This is a genomic window from Agathobacter sp. (genome assembly GCF_977054825.1).
Genome location: NZ_CDRTEH010000010.1, coordinates 54,555 through 68,326, shown reverse-complemented (window position 1 = coordinate 68,326; position 13,772 = coordinate 54,555). Strand labels below are relative to the sequence as shown.

The window sequence follows — 13,772 nt, the reverse complement described above, 5'->3', positions numbered from 1 at the left end:
TTTTGATGAAAACAGGAAAAATTATCCAGGTTATGGGTCCTGTTGTCGATGTAGAGTTCGAGGATGAGAACCTGCCGGCAATCAGAGACGCACTAGAAGTTTTAAATGGTGACAAAAAAAGTGTGATGGAAGTCGCACAGCATATTGGAAATAATACAGTACGCTGTATCATGCTTGCTTCCAGCGAGGGACTTCACAGAGATATGGAAGTAACAGCCACAGGCGCCGGCATCAAGACACCTGTCGGAGAGCAGACTCTCGGCAGACTGTTCAACGTGCTCGGTGAAGCAATCGACGGCGGAGCACAGCCTGATACAGAAGAAAAGTGGGAAATCCACAGAGAGCCACCAACATTTGAGGAGCAGAACCCTGCAGAGGAAATCCTCGAGACAGGAATCAAGGTCATAGACCTTCTTGCCCCATATGCAAAGGGTGGTAAAATCGGACTCTTCGGAGGAGCCGGAGTAGGAAAAACAGTCCTCATCCAGGAGCTCATAAGCAATATCGCAACAGAGCACGGCGGCTACTCAATCTTTACAGGAGTCGGAGAGCGTTCCAGAGAGGGAAATGACCTCTGGTCAGAAATGAAGGAATCAGGAGTTCTGGAAAAAACAGCCTTAGTGTTCGGACAGATGAACGAGCCACCAGGAGCACGTATGCGTGTAGCTGAGACAGGACTTACAATGGCAGAGTATTTCAGGGATGAGAAGCACCAGAACGTGCTGCTTTTCATCGACAACATATTCCGTTTCACACAGGCAGGTTCAGAGGTTTCAGCGCTTTTAGGACGTATGCCTTCAGCCGTAGGCTATCAGCCTACACTGGCTACTGAGATGGGTGAGCTGCAGGAGCGAATCGCATCTACAAAGAACGGTTCAGTAACATCGGTACAGGCCGTATACGTACCAGCCGATGACCTTACAGACCCGGCTCCGGCTACAACCTTCGCACATCTGGATGCCACAACAGTTCTTTCAAGAAAGATTGTTGAACAGGGTATTTACCCGGCAGTAGACCCGCTTGAGTCTACATCACGTATCCTCGAGCCTGATATCGTAGGCGAGGAGCATTATCAGGTAGCACGAAAGGTACAGGAGATTCTCCAGAAGTACAAGGAGCTGCAGGATATCATCGCAATCCTCGGTATGGAGGAGCTGGCAGATGAGGACAAGGTGCTCGTATACAGAGCAAGAAAAATCCAGAAGTTCCTCTCACAGCCATTCCACGTAGCAGAGAACTTCACAGGAATCCAGGGTGTCTATGTGCCTGTTGAGGAGACCATCAAGGGCTTTAAGGCTATCATAGACGGTGAGATGGACGAGTATCCTGAGAACGCATTTTTCAATGTCGGAACAATCGAGGACGTCAAGGAAAAAGCAAAGACTATGCAGCAGTAAAAGCATAAGGAAGGACAAATCGTATGGCAACAAATACATTTTATCTAAAGGTAATAGCTGCTAACAGAGTGTTTTACTCAGGAAGATGTCGTTCCATAATAGTCCCTGAGTTCGATGGCCAGAAGGAAATCCTCGCCCACCACGAGGATATGGTCATAGCCGTCGATGAGGGCGAGATGAGATTTCAGCCGGAGGGCAGTGACAACTGGGAGTACGCGGTAGTGGGAATGGGCTTCGTAGAGATAGTCAACAACCGTGTGACACTGCTTGTCGAGACAGCCGAGCGTCCGGAGGAAATCGATATAGCAAGAGCAAGAGAGGCAAAGGAGAGAGCCGAGGAGCAGCTTCGACAGAAGCAGAGCATCCAGGAGTACTATCACTCAAGAGCTTCGCTGGCCCGTGCCATGACACGACTGAAAGCAACTTCAGGAAAATAATAAATGTTAATAAATTACAAAAAAGAGGTTGCGACGACCTCTTTTTTGTTTACTTTTTACATGAAATGAGTTACAATGGCATTGTATAGGTTAGTAGTATGGTCATAGAAACAGGTGAGAGTATGAGGATAGTATACGGACTGACAGTATTGCTGGAAGCGATACTGATTGCATATTGCGCAATCGGTTCCTTTAAAAAACATGACAGACTTGGTAAAAGCGTGTGTATATATGAGACGCTGGCATTTGCCTGCGCAGTAGTCTTTTTCTTTTTTACATTTGTGCCGGGGCACACTGTTACAGTGTTTGCAAAAGGAATTACTATGGCACTGTTTGACTGGATGCTCATCGCTCTTATGTTTTATACACAGTATTATACAGGTGCTGTAAAGACCTTTAAGGGTGTGCAGGCTGCTTCCATGATATTTGCGGTGCTGGACACATATATGCTTATCGAGAATACCTGGACGAATAAGATATTTGATATAGAGTCAATAAAAGCTGAGAATATTAAGGTGGTATTCAATCATGACAGCCTGTGGTACAAGCTGCATTTCATGTTCACATATGCATTTGTGATTCTGGTTATTTTTACATATTTGTTTATGATTATCAAATCATCGCGCATGTACAGGGAGGCATATGGGGCTATAGCGATAGTTATTTTTATAGGCTTCTCGTTTGATGTCGCTACTATAGGCTCGGACTCCATATATGACCTCTCCATGATTATATATGGTGTCATGGCTATTATTATATATTACCTGACCTACAGATACGTGCCGAATGAGCTCATAGAAAATATGCTCTCTCTAGTGGTCAGCGATATGAACAATGGTATCATCTGCTATGACAGAAAGGGCAGGTGCATATATTACAATGAGCTGGTGGAGACTATTTACAGACATGGCGGCAATATGTCTGTTTATGAAAGTAAATATAGCCGGTGGATTGAAAAGATAGGTGACGACAGAGAAGACAGCATGAGCTTCCAGACTCATATCGTTATCAATGGCGAAAAGCACTATTTTGAGATTGCCTACAAGCGCATATATGATGAGCACAAGCGCTTCATATGCGATTATTTTGTATACAATGACCGTACACAGATGTATGAGTCGTGGGAGCAGGAAAAGTACAAGGCTTCGCATGACAGCCTGACAGGTCTTTTGAACCGTGACCAGTTCTATGAGGATGTGCACGATATGGTGAACAAGTATCATGACACAACCTTCTACCTGATTTGCAGCAATATAAAGGATTTCAAATTCATCAATGAGATTTTTGGAATGGAGAAGGGCAATCAGGTGCTCTTAAAGCAGGCGAAGCTCATGTCATCAAATCCATCTGAGAGGACTATTTGTGCAAGGCTTATGAATGACCGCTTTGCGCTGTGTATGCCGAGAGAAGAGTTTGACGAAAAAAGAGTAGCAGATTCAATCGAAGAGCTGCAGCGTGAGTTTAGTGGCAATTCCTTCCATCTGCATACATACATGGGTGTGTATGAGATAAGAGACAGGGATGAGGCTGTCAGAGTTATGGTAGACAAGGCAAATATAGCGGCAGATACCATAAAGAATAATTACGACTGCTATGTGGCATACTATGATGAGCATCTGCTTGAGATATCGATAGAGCAGAGGCGGCTGCTCGGTGAATTTGAGCCGGCACTGCAAAAGGATGAGTTTGTCATGTATTTACAGCCGCAGGTGAACCGTGACGGTATTGCGAAGGGCGCAGAGGCGCTGGTGCGCTGGGCTCATCCGTCGAGAGGCATCCTGACACCGTATGCCTTTATTGATATTTTAGAGAACGCAGGTCTCATTTACAAGCTTGACCTATATATATGGGAGAAGGCAGCGCAAAAGCTTGCAGAGTGGAAGGAAAAGGGCTACGGAAGCTATCATATATCTGTAAATATATCTACAAAGGACTTTTACATTATAGATATATATGAGACCTTTACAGGGCTGATTAGTAAGTATGACATTCCGGCATCCAACCTGCATCTGGAGATTACAGAGACAACGCTGATGACCGATTTTGAGAAGAATATGAATATCATCCACAAGCTTCAGGATGTGGGCTTCAGGGTGGAGATTGATGATTTCGGAAGCGGATACTCATCACTCAACATGCTAAAGGACATCAGTGCCGATGTACTGAAAATCGATATGGGCTTCCTCCGTGAATCGGAGAACGAGGTCAAGGGACAGGATATCTTAGAGAGCATCATCACACTTGCAAGCAAGATAGGTATGGACGTCATCACAGAGGGTGTGGAGACGAAAAAGCAGCTTGATATGCTCACAATGATGGGCTGTCATGAGTTCCAGGGATATTATTTCTCAAAGCCGGTGCCGGTATCTGAGTTTGAAGAAAAGTATCTGGTATAGCTATCATGTATATCTATTATGTATATCCAATATATATTATAGGTATTGTGCAAAATTTAATACACTGTATATTTGGGGCGGGTATTGAAATATCCGCCCTTTTTTTCTATAATTATAAACCGTGTGGATTGCTGTAAATATGTAATTGCTGTAGGTCACACAATGGTGTGGCAGCAAACAGCGAATATGAGAAAAAGAGGCGAAAAAATGACTGAAAAAGAAAAAATAAGGATTCAGACATCAGAGACCTTTTTGTTAAGTGCGATTCTGGCACTTTCCGGAGGCTTTCAGGATGCCTACACCTACAACGTGAGAAACGAGGTGTTCTCGAATGCGCAGACAGGAAACGTGGTGCTGATGAGCCAGCATCTGATGATGGGTGAATGGATGAAGGGACTATCGTATCTTTTCCCAATCCTCTCATTTGCGCTCGGTGTGCTTGTGGCAGAGAGAATCGGGCATAGATATAAGAAGGCAAAGCGCATCCACTGGCGTCAGATAGTGGTGGTGATAGAGATAATCATACTGTTTGTGGTGGGCTTCATACCACACAGGTACGATATGATAGCGACCATGCTGGTATCATTCAGCTGTTCTATGCAGGTGCAGTCCTTCAGAAAGGTAAACGGCTACGGCTACGCCAGCACCATGTGCATCGGCAACCTAAGAAGCGGCACAGAGAGCCTGTCAATATATCTGCGTGACAGAAATATCGGGGCACTGAAAAAGACCGCGCACTACTATGGAATCATTCTGATATTTGCAATAGGAGCAGGTATAGGCGGAGTGTGCTCAATGCACATAGGAATACGCGCTATATGGGCTTCAAGCGTGCTGCTTGCCATTGTATGTGCAATGATGGTCAGGGAACACAGATAAGCAGCCACAAATAGTCACGAAAAATAATATAACGGAGATACAATATAAAATGAAATTATTAAAGCAATTTCTCATCATACTTGCGATTTCGTTTGTAGGTGAGATACTCAAATATTTACTGCCATTGCCTGTTCCGGCGAGTATATATGGCATGGTTATACTTTTTATAGGTCTGCTTACGGGCCTGATACCGCTTGATTCTGTAAGGAATGCAGGCAAATTCATGATAGAGATAATGCCTGTCATGTTTATCCCTGCGGGAGTGGGGCTCATGTCATCCTGGGGCAATCTGAAGCCGGTGCTCGTACCGGTGCTTGTAATCACGGTTGTGGCACTTCTTACTGTAATGATTGCTACAGGACATGTTTCACAGCTCGTAATCCGTATGCAGAAGCGCAAAAGGGCCGGTGCAGGAGAAAATAAATAAGATAGAGGATAATCATAATGGATAATTTGTTTCAGACATCGCTTTTTGCCGGTGTCACAGTAAGTCTGGTTGCATATCTGATAGGTATGCTTTTAAAGAAGAAGTTTAAGCTTGCAATACTCAATCCGCTTCTCATCTCAATAGTGCTGACCATCATAGTGCTTGTTGTGGCAGATGTGGATTATGACACATACAATAAGGGTGCATCGTACCTTAGCTGGTTTCTGACACCGGCCACGGTATGCCTTGCGATACCACTCTATGAGCAGTGGACCCTGCTCAAGAAAAATATAGCAGCGGTCGCGCTCGGACTTACAGCAGGAGTCATAACAAGCCTTGTGACAGTGCTTGTGCTGTCAGTGCTTATGGGGCTTTCACACGAGGACTATGTCACGCTGCTTCCAAAGTCCATCACGACAGCTATCGGTATGGGCGTATCAGAGGAGCTCGGCGGATATGTGACTATCACTGTCGCAGTTATCGTTGTGACAGGTGTGCTTGGAAATATACTCGGAGAGTTTGTTTGCAAAATATTCAGAATCACTGAGCCTATATCGAAGGGACTGGCGCTGGGCGCTTCATCACATGCCATCGGAACAGCGAAGGCTATCGAGATGGGCGAGATAGAGGGAGCCATGAGCTCTCTTGCTATCGCGGTGGCAGGAATACTTACGGTGGTGTTTGCATCGGTGTTTGCAAACTTTTATTGATTTGTCTGAGCGTGTGCTAATGACGGAAGCGTGAGGCTTTTTCCACAGAAAGGAGCTATATTTATATGATAATTACTATAGCAAGAAAGTGCGGTTGCGATGCAGATAGTATCGGTAGAGCAGTCGCTGAGAAATATCATTTACAATTCATGGACAGAGAGGCTATTGCGGCCGGTGCCAAAGAGGCAGGCTGCTATGATGAGTATGAGGAGTTTTACAGTGAGAGACCGGTTAATTCCCTGCTTTACTCTATTGTGATGGAGACGGAGGAGGATAATGTGCTGCATGATACTCCGGCGAGGGCTCTTACATTTATAGACAGGCTGCCGCTTGAGGACGGCTGTGAGGGATATGTGATTCAGGGACGCTGTGCAAACTTTGCCTTTCAGGGAAGAGATGATGTTGTCTCAGTTTTCCTGACAGCGAATGATGCCTTCTGCGTTGATACTGTGGCTGATACACATGGAGTCTCAGCGAGAAAGGCAAGGGCTGTTGTGCGTGAGACAAATGACCGCAGAAAGACCTATCACAAATACTATACCGGACAGGAGTGGGGACAGGCAGAAAACTACGACCTGTGTCTGAATGTGGCAAAGCTCGGTGTAGATGGTGTGATTGCGATGATTGACAGCTTCATACAAAATAGAAAATAGAAGTGTATATACGAAAGCCGAATCCGTGGGAGTGTGGATTCGGCTTTTTGAGTTATGTTAATCGAGATTATTAATACTTTCAATTATACATGTATGCTTTTTTTCATTATCAGATGTGTTGCTGTAGTTCGATAAATTTATTGGAAACTTCGTGATTAGGTATATATGCCATTTTCCTATTGGCATCATAAGCCAGATAACCTAAATGAATTAAAGCTGTAAGTGCATCATCCTTTGAAGCAACTGTAGTAAGGTCATTTTGGAAGGTATTTACATTAACTCTGATTTTATCGCCGGAAAGCATGGCGAGCACATCATCCTTTAAACCGGCGTAGTTCATGGTGATAAATGTGTTGATTGATTCAAACGAGGATGTATTTTTCCAGTAAAAATCATAGTCATGATCTAGCATAGCCTGAACAACGGAATTAGGGTTATACATATGAAGCCCGTCTATCAGATATCCGTTATACCATGCTTTTATTGATTCAAAATCCATATCATATGTGATGCACAGCTTTTTAACTTCATCTTCTGTAAAACCAAAATATCTGGTCAATTGTTTCGATTTCAACATTGTAAACTCACGGAAGTTGTTCAGAGCTGATTCATCTTTAATTTTTTTGATTGGCAGAATACCGGTGATATATGCCAAAGCTAAAAAAGTTTTTGACTCTTCGCTCTTAAATAACAAATGAAGAAACTGAAGGTAGCTGTGAACCAGTGTTTTATTTCCACCATTTCGGATTACGCAGTCCCATTCATCAATTATTATAACAAATGGAATACCGGAAATGTTGTAAACGGACATGAGTACAGCACTGATCATCTTGGTATAATCTATCTGATCCCCATATACCTGTTTAAGCTCGTCATAAATATATTCCTGAATTTTTTCTATCACATTATCTTTGTAAGCGTCCCAAAATGATGATACATCAATGTGTATGACATTGTATTTATTCAAATGTGCTGAATAGCTGTCCTTGGCTGCAATTTCAGAATCTGCAAAAAGCTCTGATGAATCGCAGCCTCTGCTGTAGTATGCATCGATCATTCCAGCAGCATGGGATTTACCGAACCTTCTGGCATGGCTGACACTTATGCAGTTGGCATTTGTACAGATAACTCTATTCAAATATTCAATCAGACCGGTTTTGTCAATATATAGCTGACTGTTTTTGTCTTTTGTAAAGCTGCCATTTCCCGGATTAAAATAAATACCCATTGTCCCATCTCCAATTCATTTTTATATAATCAGTATAACAGATTTGGAGGAGTGATGGAAGTGGGCAACATGAGATTATGTGCACTGTCTACGGACAGTATTTTTGTAATATTTTTGGATTTTTGAAAATAAAAATTCATTGTTGGAAAAATGTACGGAATAATGTTACAAATACAGCAAAAAAATCAAGAATAATGTTACAAATACATAGAAAACATCAAGAATAATGTTACAAGGAGGATATATCTTGAAAAGTAGCTTATTAACGTTATACTATAATTAGTTAAATAAGGCACTTACACCTGCGGAACTTTTGGCAAGAATTTAATTGCAATGAATCTAATTATTAAAAGTGTAATATTATTGGTAAAACAGATAGGAGGCATATATGTTAAACGGTGTGGGAACAAATATTTCAATGGCATATACTTCAAATTATAATAAGAAGTCAACAGGCGATAAAACGGATATAGAGTTCGAAATAGGAAATAGTGAGCAAAATTCCTTAAATAAATGCGGGGAGAGACAGAGTGAACTTACTGAAATATACATGAATATGTTGTCGGAAAATAACAGTTCTCTTTACAATAAATTGGTAAATAATAAAAATGCAGTTGAACAGGTGTCACCAGATAAGGAAATTCCAAATGATAAGCTGAAAAATATCGGAATGACAAGTTTTGGACTGTCTGATACAGAAAGTCAGATAGTTTTAGCTTCATATGTGAAGACATCAAAGGAGGATGATCCTGTTGTTCAAGTGGCATATGGACATGGTGATAACAGAAAAGTATATCATGTGCATGTAAATGATGTTGATACATCGAATGCATCGGATCTGGAAATGTTTGCGCTTATGTCATATGAGGGGTATAAAGGAAGAACTGCGCCTGATTCGATAAATAATTATTCTGCCTATAAAACAATGAAAGCAGATGCCGGTTATGGAATGGCTTCTGCTGATGAAAATAGCTTTGTAAACAAAAAAGTGAATGCTGATTATTTATTGGAGCAAATATATGATTCATTAAAGAAGCGGGAAACAGAACAAGAAACAAAGAGCTTTGATGTCTGTGAATATTTGCTCCAGATGATAAAAAATCGTTAAAGGAAACAGCTTTCAGTGCCGAAGCATAATAATAGTATGGAATGTCTTGGTAGGATCATCAAAGTAAAAAGTCATTTCACCTGGGAAGATATAGTGGACTATGGCATGAATTTGGTAGTCACTCTTTATCCGACCAAGAAAGTTGTTCCATTAAGTTGATAAGATATTTATGTAATTTTATAAAATCCGTTGCAATTTTAATATTGCAATGGATTTTTTTGTTCATGAAAAATTTTAAATTAAAAATACGAGGGCAGATTGTCTAAGTATTTTACAACTATGACACATCACAGGTTTACAATCATCATAACAATTAAACATCAGCAATCAAAGGAGAAGAAAGAGTATGAAGAAGAAAAAAATTACAGCAATAATGGTGGTGATCATGATGGCAGCGGGGCTTTCAGCCTGCTCACAATCAAATGCCAAGCTAGAGGGAAAATCCGGTATTGTAAAGGATGAGGATTCAAAGACAGAAAGTGACACCGGTGTAGTAGACCAGACTCCGGCTACATATGTGCTGGATGCGGAGTATGTTAACAAAGACGATATCGTGTCAATTGATGATACAATTGAGATAAATGGAATTACTTATAAAATTGAAAAGTATGAGCATACCACAGAGTTTGGAAACAGAAATAAGGATACTGTTGTGGATTATTTGAAAGATAGCTGTGAAGGAAATATAGATGAAAATTATAACCTGAGTAATGGCTATAGTTATCTTTTTATAACGTTGACATTCACTTATAAGGATGGAGATGATAAGCAGCTTGAAGGAAATAGAAATGCAGGTATTCTGTATGCAATCAAGGATGATATGGAGAGAATACAGCAAAATTCAGATAGTGTATATATAGATAGCTATTGGCTTGGAGGAGATGAAAGTGATGTATATCATTATGTTTTAGGCAAAGGCGAGGGTATTACATCAGAGCTGGGATATATTATTCAGGATGAGGGAATACCTGAAGACTCTAAGTATATTTATTATTGTATAGAGGGTATAGATTCAAAAACCAATGATAAGGTACAAAAATATTTTAAACTGGAGCTGTAGTTATGAATAGAATATTTAAACTCGAAATAAAACGTGCTTTTAGAAACAGATTATTTGCTGCCACATTGTGTGTTGCGTTTGCGATATGTGTATGGCATTTTATGGAAAATGTGTGGATATGGAGGATGTATGTTTACTCTGACACGTATCCGTTGTCTGCATATGAGAAATGGATAGGTGCGGATAATGCAAGTGTGCAGCCGTTGCTGCTTTATCTGATAATGCCTGCTTTGTGTGCAATACCGTATGGCAGAAGCTTTTATTTTGATGTTAAATCAGGGTATGCTGCCCAGATCATATCAAGAGGAAAGAAGAGCGATTATATAAGAGCAAAATATGGAGCTGCATTTGTAAGCGGTGCGCTTATTGGAATGATACCACTGGTGTTTGACTTTATGCTTACTGCAATGGTATTTCCGATGGTAATACCACAGGTAGGAACAGGCACATTCCCGGTAGCGGCAATGGATATCATGTCAGGGGTATTTTATACACATCCACTTGTATACAATCTGATTTTTGTGCTGATTGATGGCTGCTTCTGGGGACTTTTAAACTGTGCGGTGTTGTGGGCGGTTAATTTTGTAAGAAACCGGTTCTGGATATTGCTGACACCATTTATCATATACATATTTGTGTTCTGCATGGTTCATTTTGTAAACAGGGTGAGTTTATCACCGGTAATGTTTCTTAGACCAAGTGCGCCGTTTAGAAATGATATCCGGGTTGTGATCTGTGCGTTTATTATCCTTATAGTGGTAAATATTATATTTTACATACATGCGGTAAAGAAAGAGCTTGTTGCTTATGAATAGGAAAATTTTTGCAAATCTGATCTTATATGATATCAGAAAAGGATTTAGGGAAAACAAGATAAAATGGATAGTCGGAGTATTCATATTTGTATTTTTTTCATTTATCACCGTCAGTGATTTTAGTGTAAATTCACCGGAGCTTGGATTTTTGGCATACTTTACAAATATACTTCAGGGTATGCCGCCATACATAAAGACAGATGACAGCGTATTTACCATTCCGGTGTCGTGGTTTTTGTTTTATGCGTTTTTATTTTTTATGGTAGGATTTTATCCATTGTCAGATCTGTATGGTGCCGGCAAAAAGACACTGATATTGTCAGGCAGCAGGTTTAAGTGGTTATGGAGTAAGTACATATGGACGGTCATAAATGTGATTATGTATTATGCTGCAATGATACTGGTTCTTGCGGCTGTGACATGTGCAATCGGGAAGTGGAGCACAAAGCCTGATGATATGCTTATGGAAATGGGAATAGATATGCAGCAGTTTTCGACCGGAAATGAAGTGCTTGTATGGCTGATACTGCCAATGTTATGCGCCTGTACAATTGCGGTGGTGCAGCTTACTATCAGTATTTTTGCCGGTGCGATCGCTGGATATATTGTTTCCATAGTTTATCTTGTGGTGTCTGTTTACTGGGTGAGTCCGTTTCTTATGGGCAATTATCTTATGATCATCAGAAACAACAGGCTCTGTGCGGGTGGAATGGATGCGGCTGCCGGAATAATAAGCTGCATTATTGTGATGGTGGTTTCTATTGTATCCGGAAGTGTGTATTTTAACAGAAAGAATATTTTGTGAGGTATTTTTATGAAGATAGAGATAGAACATGTTTCTAAAAAGATAAAGGATGCTCTGGTACTCGATGATGTATGCATGACACTGGAAAGTGGTAATATATATGGATTTCAGGGCGTAAACGGCTCCGGCAAGACAATGCTGATGAGAGCGGTAAGCGGACTTATGTATCCTACAAGCGGTACCATCAGTATCGATGGCAAGGTGCTTGGAAAAAATATGGCTTTTCCGGAAAAGATAGGAATGCTTATTGAGAATCCTGCCTTTATAGATAGTTATACAGGCTATGACAATCTAAAAATGCTTGCATCAATAAATAAAGGTGAAGTTGATATAAGCAGGGCACTTGAAACGGTTGGACTGAACCCACAGGATAAGAGAAAGTATAGAAAATATTCTCTTGGAATGAAGCAGAGACTGGGTATTGCCTGTGCCATTATGGAGGAACCAAAGTTTCTTTTGCTGGATGAACCTTTTAACGCCCTGGACAAGGAGGGGCAGGAAAAACTGTCAGAAATCATAAGGGATATGCGTGATAAAGGAAGTCTTATACTGCTTAGCTCTCACGATAAGGATGAGCTTGAAAATCTATCCGATGTAATCTATCTGGTGGACAGCGGAAGGTTTAAATTGAAGTGACGAGGAGAATTTATTATGAAGCAAAGAAAATCAAAACAAGTAAGGCTTTTTTCGGGAATGCTCATAGGAATTGTGATGATTGCTGTTTTGGCAAGGATTGTTTATCTGAATCATTGCTATCCATCCCCAAAGGTCATCACATATACAGAAAATGACACTATTAAGCTTGGAAATTATGAGATAAAGCAGACCGGATGGGAGTGGGGCGATGGCAGTCTCCTAAAAGAAAAATGTCCGGATTATGTATATCATCAGATGGATGATGGTTCAGAATATCCTTTCGACAGTGTGCGTGTGGGGTTTATAACCTTGTCAGTTACCAAAGTAAAGGACGATACAACATCACTTGATCTTACAAGCCTTGCATTTCAAATGGGAACCAATGGTGATCAGTATGACATGGAACTGTTTTTTAAATTAAATCCTACTTTGGAAGCTTTGGAGATAAAGCTTAATGCCGGTGAGGAGACGTCCTTTGTGATACCGTATGCAATGAATGAGCAGCAGGTATCAAAGAAAGACTGGAACAGGGTAGATAAGATGAAACTGTATATGGTGTTGCAGTATTATCCGCAGAAGATAAGGTTGTGCTGTAACTAATTAATAAAAAGTTTATAATTTTTATTAGCACTCACTATTGACGAGTGCTAATAATAGTGCTATAACATACTTGTAAACAAAAGAAAGCAAATTTCCGAAAGGAAAGTTACAGGTATATAAGGAGGTATGACCTATGTTATTAACAACTACAAACAACAACTTATTTGATACTTTTTTCAGTAATCCATGGTTCAATGATCCTTGGTTTGATGACAGGGACGTACAGAAGGCACAGAAGAAATTATACGGACACAACGGAAAGAGAATGATGCTCACAGATATCAAGGAAAGCGATAAAGGCTATGAGCTTGAGATGGATCTTCCGGGATTCAAAAAGGATGAGATTAAGGCTTCTTTAGAGAATGGTTATCTGACCATTACAGCAGAGAAAGGCTTAGAGAAAGATCAGAAAGAGGAAGATGGCAAGAAGTATATCTGCAGAGAGCGCTACTCAGGAAGCTGCCAGAGAACTTTCTATGTGGGTGACGAGATTGAGCAGGATGACATAAAGGCATCCTTCAAGCATGGAATCCTTCGCCTGGATATTCCAAAGAAGCAGCCTAAACCACAGGTTGAGGAAAAGAAATGTATCTCAATCGAGGGATAATCAGATATTGCAAA

Annotated in this window: 15 protein-coding genes; 14 read left to right on the top strand and 1 reads right to left on the bottom strand. The window is 40.9% G+C overall.

The features are described from left to right. Positions 1-5 precede the first annotated feature (5 nt). The 7 genes from atpD (at position 6) to ACW6PM_RS09265 (ending at position 6,899) form a co-directional block, all read left to right on the top strand. A complete protein-coding gene (gene atpD, locus ACW6PM_RS09295; RefSeq protein ID WP_443596618.1) occupies positions 6-1,397 on the top strand; it encodes a F0F1 ATP synthase subunit beta in 1,392 nt (463 codons plus the stop codon). Between the two features lie 23 nt (positions 1,398-1,420). After that, on the top strand, positions 1,421-1,834 hold the full coding sequence (gene atpC / locus ACW6PM_RS09290; RefSeq protein ID WP_308496320.1) for an ATP synthase F1 subunit epsilon: 414 nt from the start codon (positions 1,421-1,423) through the stop codon (positions 1,832-1,834). A 122-nt stretch (positions 1,835-1,956) separates the two neighbouring features. Next, positions 1,957-4,230 carry an EAL domain-containing protein gene (locus tag ACW6PM_RS09285; RefSeq protein ID WP_456056976.1) on the top strand — a complete coding sequence of 758 codons (2,274 nt, stop codon included), beginning with the start codon at positions 1,957-1,959 and terminating at the stop codon, positions 4,228-4,230. A 207-nt stretch (positions 4,231-4,437) separates the two neighbouring features. Next, complete coding sequence (locus ACW6PM_RS09280; protein ID WP_308668177.1) at positions 4,438-5,109, top strand: YoaK family protein; 672 nt, start codon at positions 4,438-4,440, stop codon at positions 5,107-5,109. Between the two features lie 49 nt (positions 5,110-5,158). Then, complete coding sequence (locus ACW6PM_RS09275) at positions 5,159-5,536, top strand: CidA/LrgA family protein (protein ID WP_330023397.1); 378 nt, start codon at positions 5,159-5,161, stop codon at positions 5,534-5,536. Positions 5,537-5,553: 17 nt separating this feature from the next. Continuing rightward, on the top strand, positions 5,554-6,246 hold the full coding sequence (locus ACW6PM_RS09270; protein WP_055062194.1) for an LrgB family protein: 693 nt from the start codon (positions 5,554-5,556) through the stop codon (positions 6,244-6,246). A 65-nt stretch (positions 6,247-6,311) separates the two neighbouring features. Further along, entirely contained in the window at positions 6,312-6,899 is a 588-nt protein-coding gene (locus tag ACW6PM_RS09265) for a cytidylate kinase-like family protein (protein ID WP_308651593.1), read from the top strand. A gap of 109 nt (positions 6,900-7,008) precedes the next feature. On the opposite strand, the gene ACW6PM_RS09260 is transcribed toward ACW6PM_RS09265, so the two are convergent. Next, complete coding sequence (locus ACW6PM_RS09260; RefSeq protein WP_456056975.1) at positions 7,009-8,127, bottom strand: AAA family ATPase; 1,119 nt, start codon at positions 8,125-8,127, stop codon at positions 7,009-7,011. A gap of 388 nt (positions 8,128-8,515) precedes the next feature. Here ACW6PM_RS09260 and ACW6PM_RS09255 point away from each other — a divergent pair, with 388 nt between their 5' ends. The 7 genes from ACW6PM_RS09255 to ACW6PM_RS09225 all read left to right on the top strand — a co-directional run bounded on the left by ACW6PM_RS09255 (position 8,516) and on the right by ACW6PM_RS09225 (position 13,758). After that, positions 8,516-9,235 (top strand): hypothetical protein, encoded by a 720-nt coding sequence (locus tag ACW6PM_RS09255; RefSeq protein ID WP_456056974.1) that lies wholly within the window; start codon positions 8,516-8,518, stop codon positions 9,233-9,235. Between the two features lie 346 nt (positions 9,236-9,581). After that, entirely contained in the window at positions 9,582-10,295 is a 714-nt protein-coding gene (locus ACW6PM_RS09250; protein WP_456056973.1) for a hypothetical protein, read from the top strand. A gap of 2 nt (positions 10,296-10,297) precedes the next feature. Continuing rightward, positions 10,298-11,110: a hypothetical protein gene (locus ACW6PM_RS09245; RefSeq protein WP_456056972.1), complete on the top strand. Its 813-nt coding sequence runs from the start codon at positions 10,298-10,300 to the stop codon at positions 11,108-11,110. Beyond that, positions 11,103-11,915, top strand: a complete 813-nt coding sequence (locus ACW6PM_RS09240; protein WP_456056971.1) for a hypothetical protein — start codon at positions 11,103-11,105, stop codon at positions 11,913-11,915. The genes ACW6PM_RS09245 and ACW6PM_RS09240 overlap by 8 nt, the downstream gene beginning before the upstream one ends. 9 nt (positions 11,916-11,924) lie before the next feature. Beyond that, positions 11,925-12,551, top strand: a complete 627-nt coding sequence (locus ACW6PM_RS09235) for an ATP-binding cassette domain-containing protein (protein ID WP_456056970.1) — start codon at positions 11,925-11,927, stop codon at positions 12,549-12,551. Positions 12,552-12,566: 15 nt separating this feature from the next. Further along, positions 12,567-13,151, top strand: a complete 585-nt coding sequence (locus tag ACW6PM_RS09230) for a hypothetical protein (RefSeq protein WP_456056969.1) — start codon at positions 12,567-12,569, stop codon at positions 13,149-13,151. Positions 13,152-13,284: 133 nt separating this feature from the next. Next, on the top strand, positions 13,285-13,758 hold the full coding sequence (locus tag ACW6PM_RS09225; protein ID WP_308499990.1) for an Hsp20/alpha crystallin family protein: 474 nt from the start codon (positions 13,285-13,287) through the stop codon (positions 13,756-13,758). The last annotated feature ends 14 nt before the right edge of the window (positions 13,759-13,772 follow it).

What these genes read in the sequence shown, in the direction of transcription:
- atpD (WP_443596618.1), top strand. Translation starts at nt 6, where the DNA reads ATGAAAACAGGAAAAATTATCCAGGTTATGGGTCCTGTTGTCGATGTA.
- atpC (WP_308496320.1), top strand. Translation starts at nt 1,421, where the DNA reads ATGGCAACAAATACATTTTATCTAAAGGTAATAGCTGCTAACAGAGTG.
- ACW6PM_RS09285 (WP_456056976.1), top strand. Translation starts at nt 1,957, where the DNA reads ATGAGGATAGTATACGGACTGACAGTATTGCTGGAAGCGATACTGATT.
- ACW6PM_RS09280 (WP_308668177.1), top strand. Translation starts at nt 4,438, where the DNA reads ATGACTGAAAAAGAAAAAATAAGGATTCAGACATCAGAGACCTTTTTG.
- ACW6PM_RS09275 (WP_330023397.1), top strand. Translation starts at nt 5,159, where the DNA reads ATGAAATTATTAAAGCAATTTCTCATCATACTTGCGATTTCGTTTGTA.
- ACW6PM_RS09270 (WP_055062194.1), top strand. Translation starts at nt 5,554, where the DNA reads ATGGATAATTTGTTTCAGACATCGCTTTTTGCCGGTGTCACAGTAAGT.
- ACW6PM_RS09265 (WP_308651593.1), top strand. Translation starts at nt 6,312, where the DNA reads ATGATAATTACTATAGCAAGAAAGTGCGGTTGCGATGCAGATAGTATC.
- ACW6PM_RS09260 (WP_456056975.1), bottom strand. Translation starts at nt 8,127, where the DNA reads ATGGGTATTTATTTTAATCCGGGAAATGGCAGCTTTACAAAAGACAAA.
- ACW6PM_RS09255 (WP_456056974.1), top strand. Translation starts at nt 8,516, where the DNA reads ATGTTAAACGGTGTGGGAACAAATATTTCAATGGCATATACTTCAAAT.
- ACW6PM_RS09250 (WP_456056973.1), top strand. Translation starts at nt 9,582, where the DNA reads ATGAAGAAGAAAAAAATTACAGCAATAATGGTGGTGATCATGATGGCA.
- ACW6PM_RS09245 (WP_456056972.1), top strand. Translation starts at nt 10,298, where the DNA reads ATGAATAGAATATTTAAACTCGAAATAAAACGTGCTTTTAGAAACAGA.
- ACW6PM_RS09240 (WP_456056971.1), top strand. Translation starts at nt 11,103, where the DNA reads ATGAATAGGAAAATTTTTGCAAATCTGATCTTATATGATATCAGAAAA.
- ACW6PM_RS09235 (WP_456056970.1), top strand. Translation starts at nt 11,925, where the DNA reads ATGAAGATAGAGATAGAACATGTTTCTAAAAAGATAAAGGATGCTCTG.
- ACW6PM_RS09230 (WP_456056969.1), top strand. Translation starts at nt 12,567, where the DNA reads ATGAAGCAAAGAAAATCAAAACAAGTAAGGCTTTTTTCGGGAATGCTC.
- ACW6PM_RS09225 (WP_308499990.1), top strand. Translation starts at nt 13,285, where the DNA reads ATGTTATTAACAACTACAAACAACAACTTATTTGATACTTTTTTCAGT.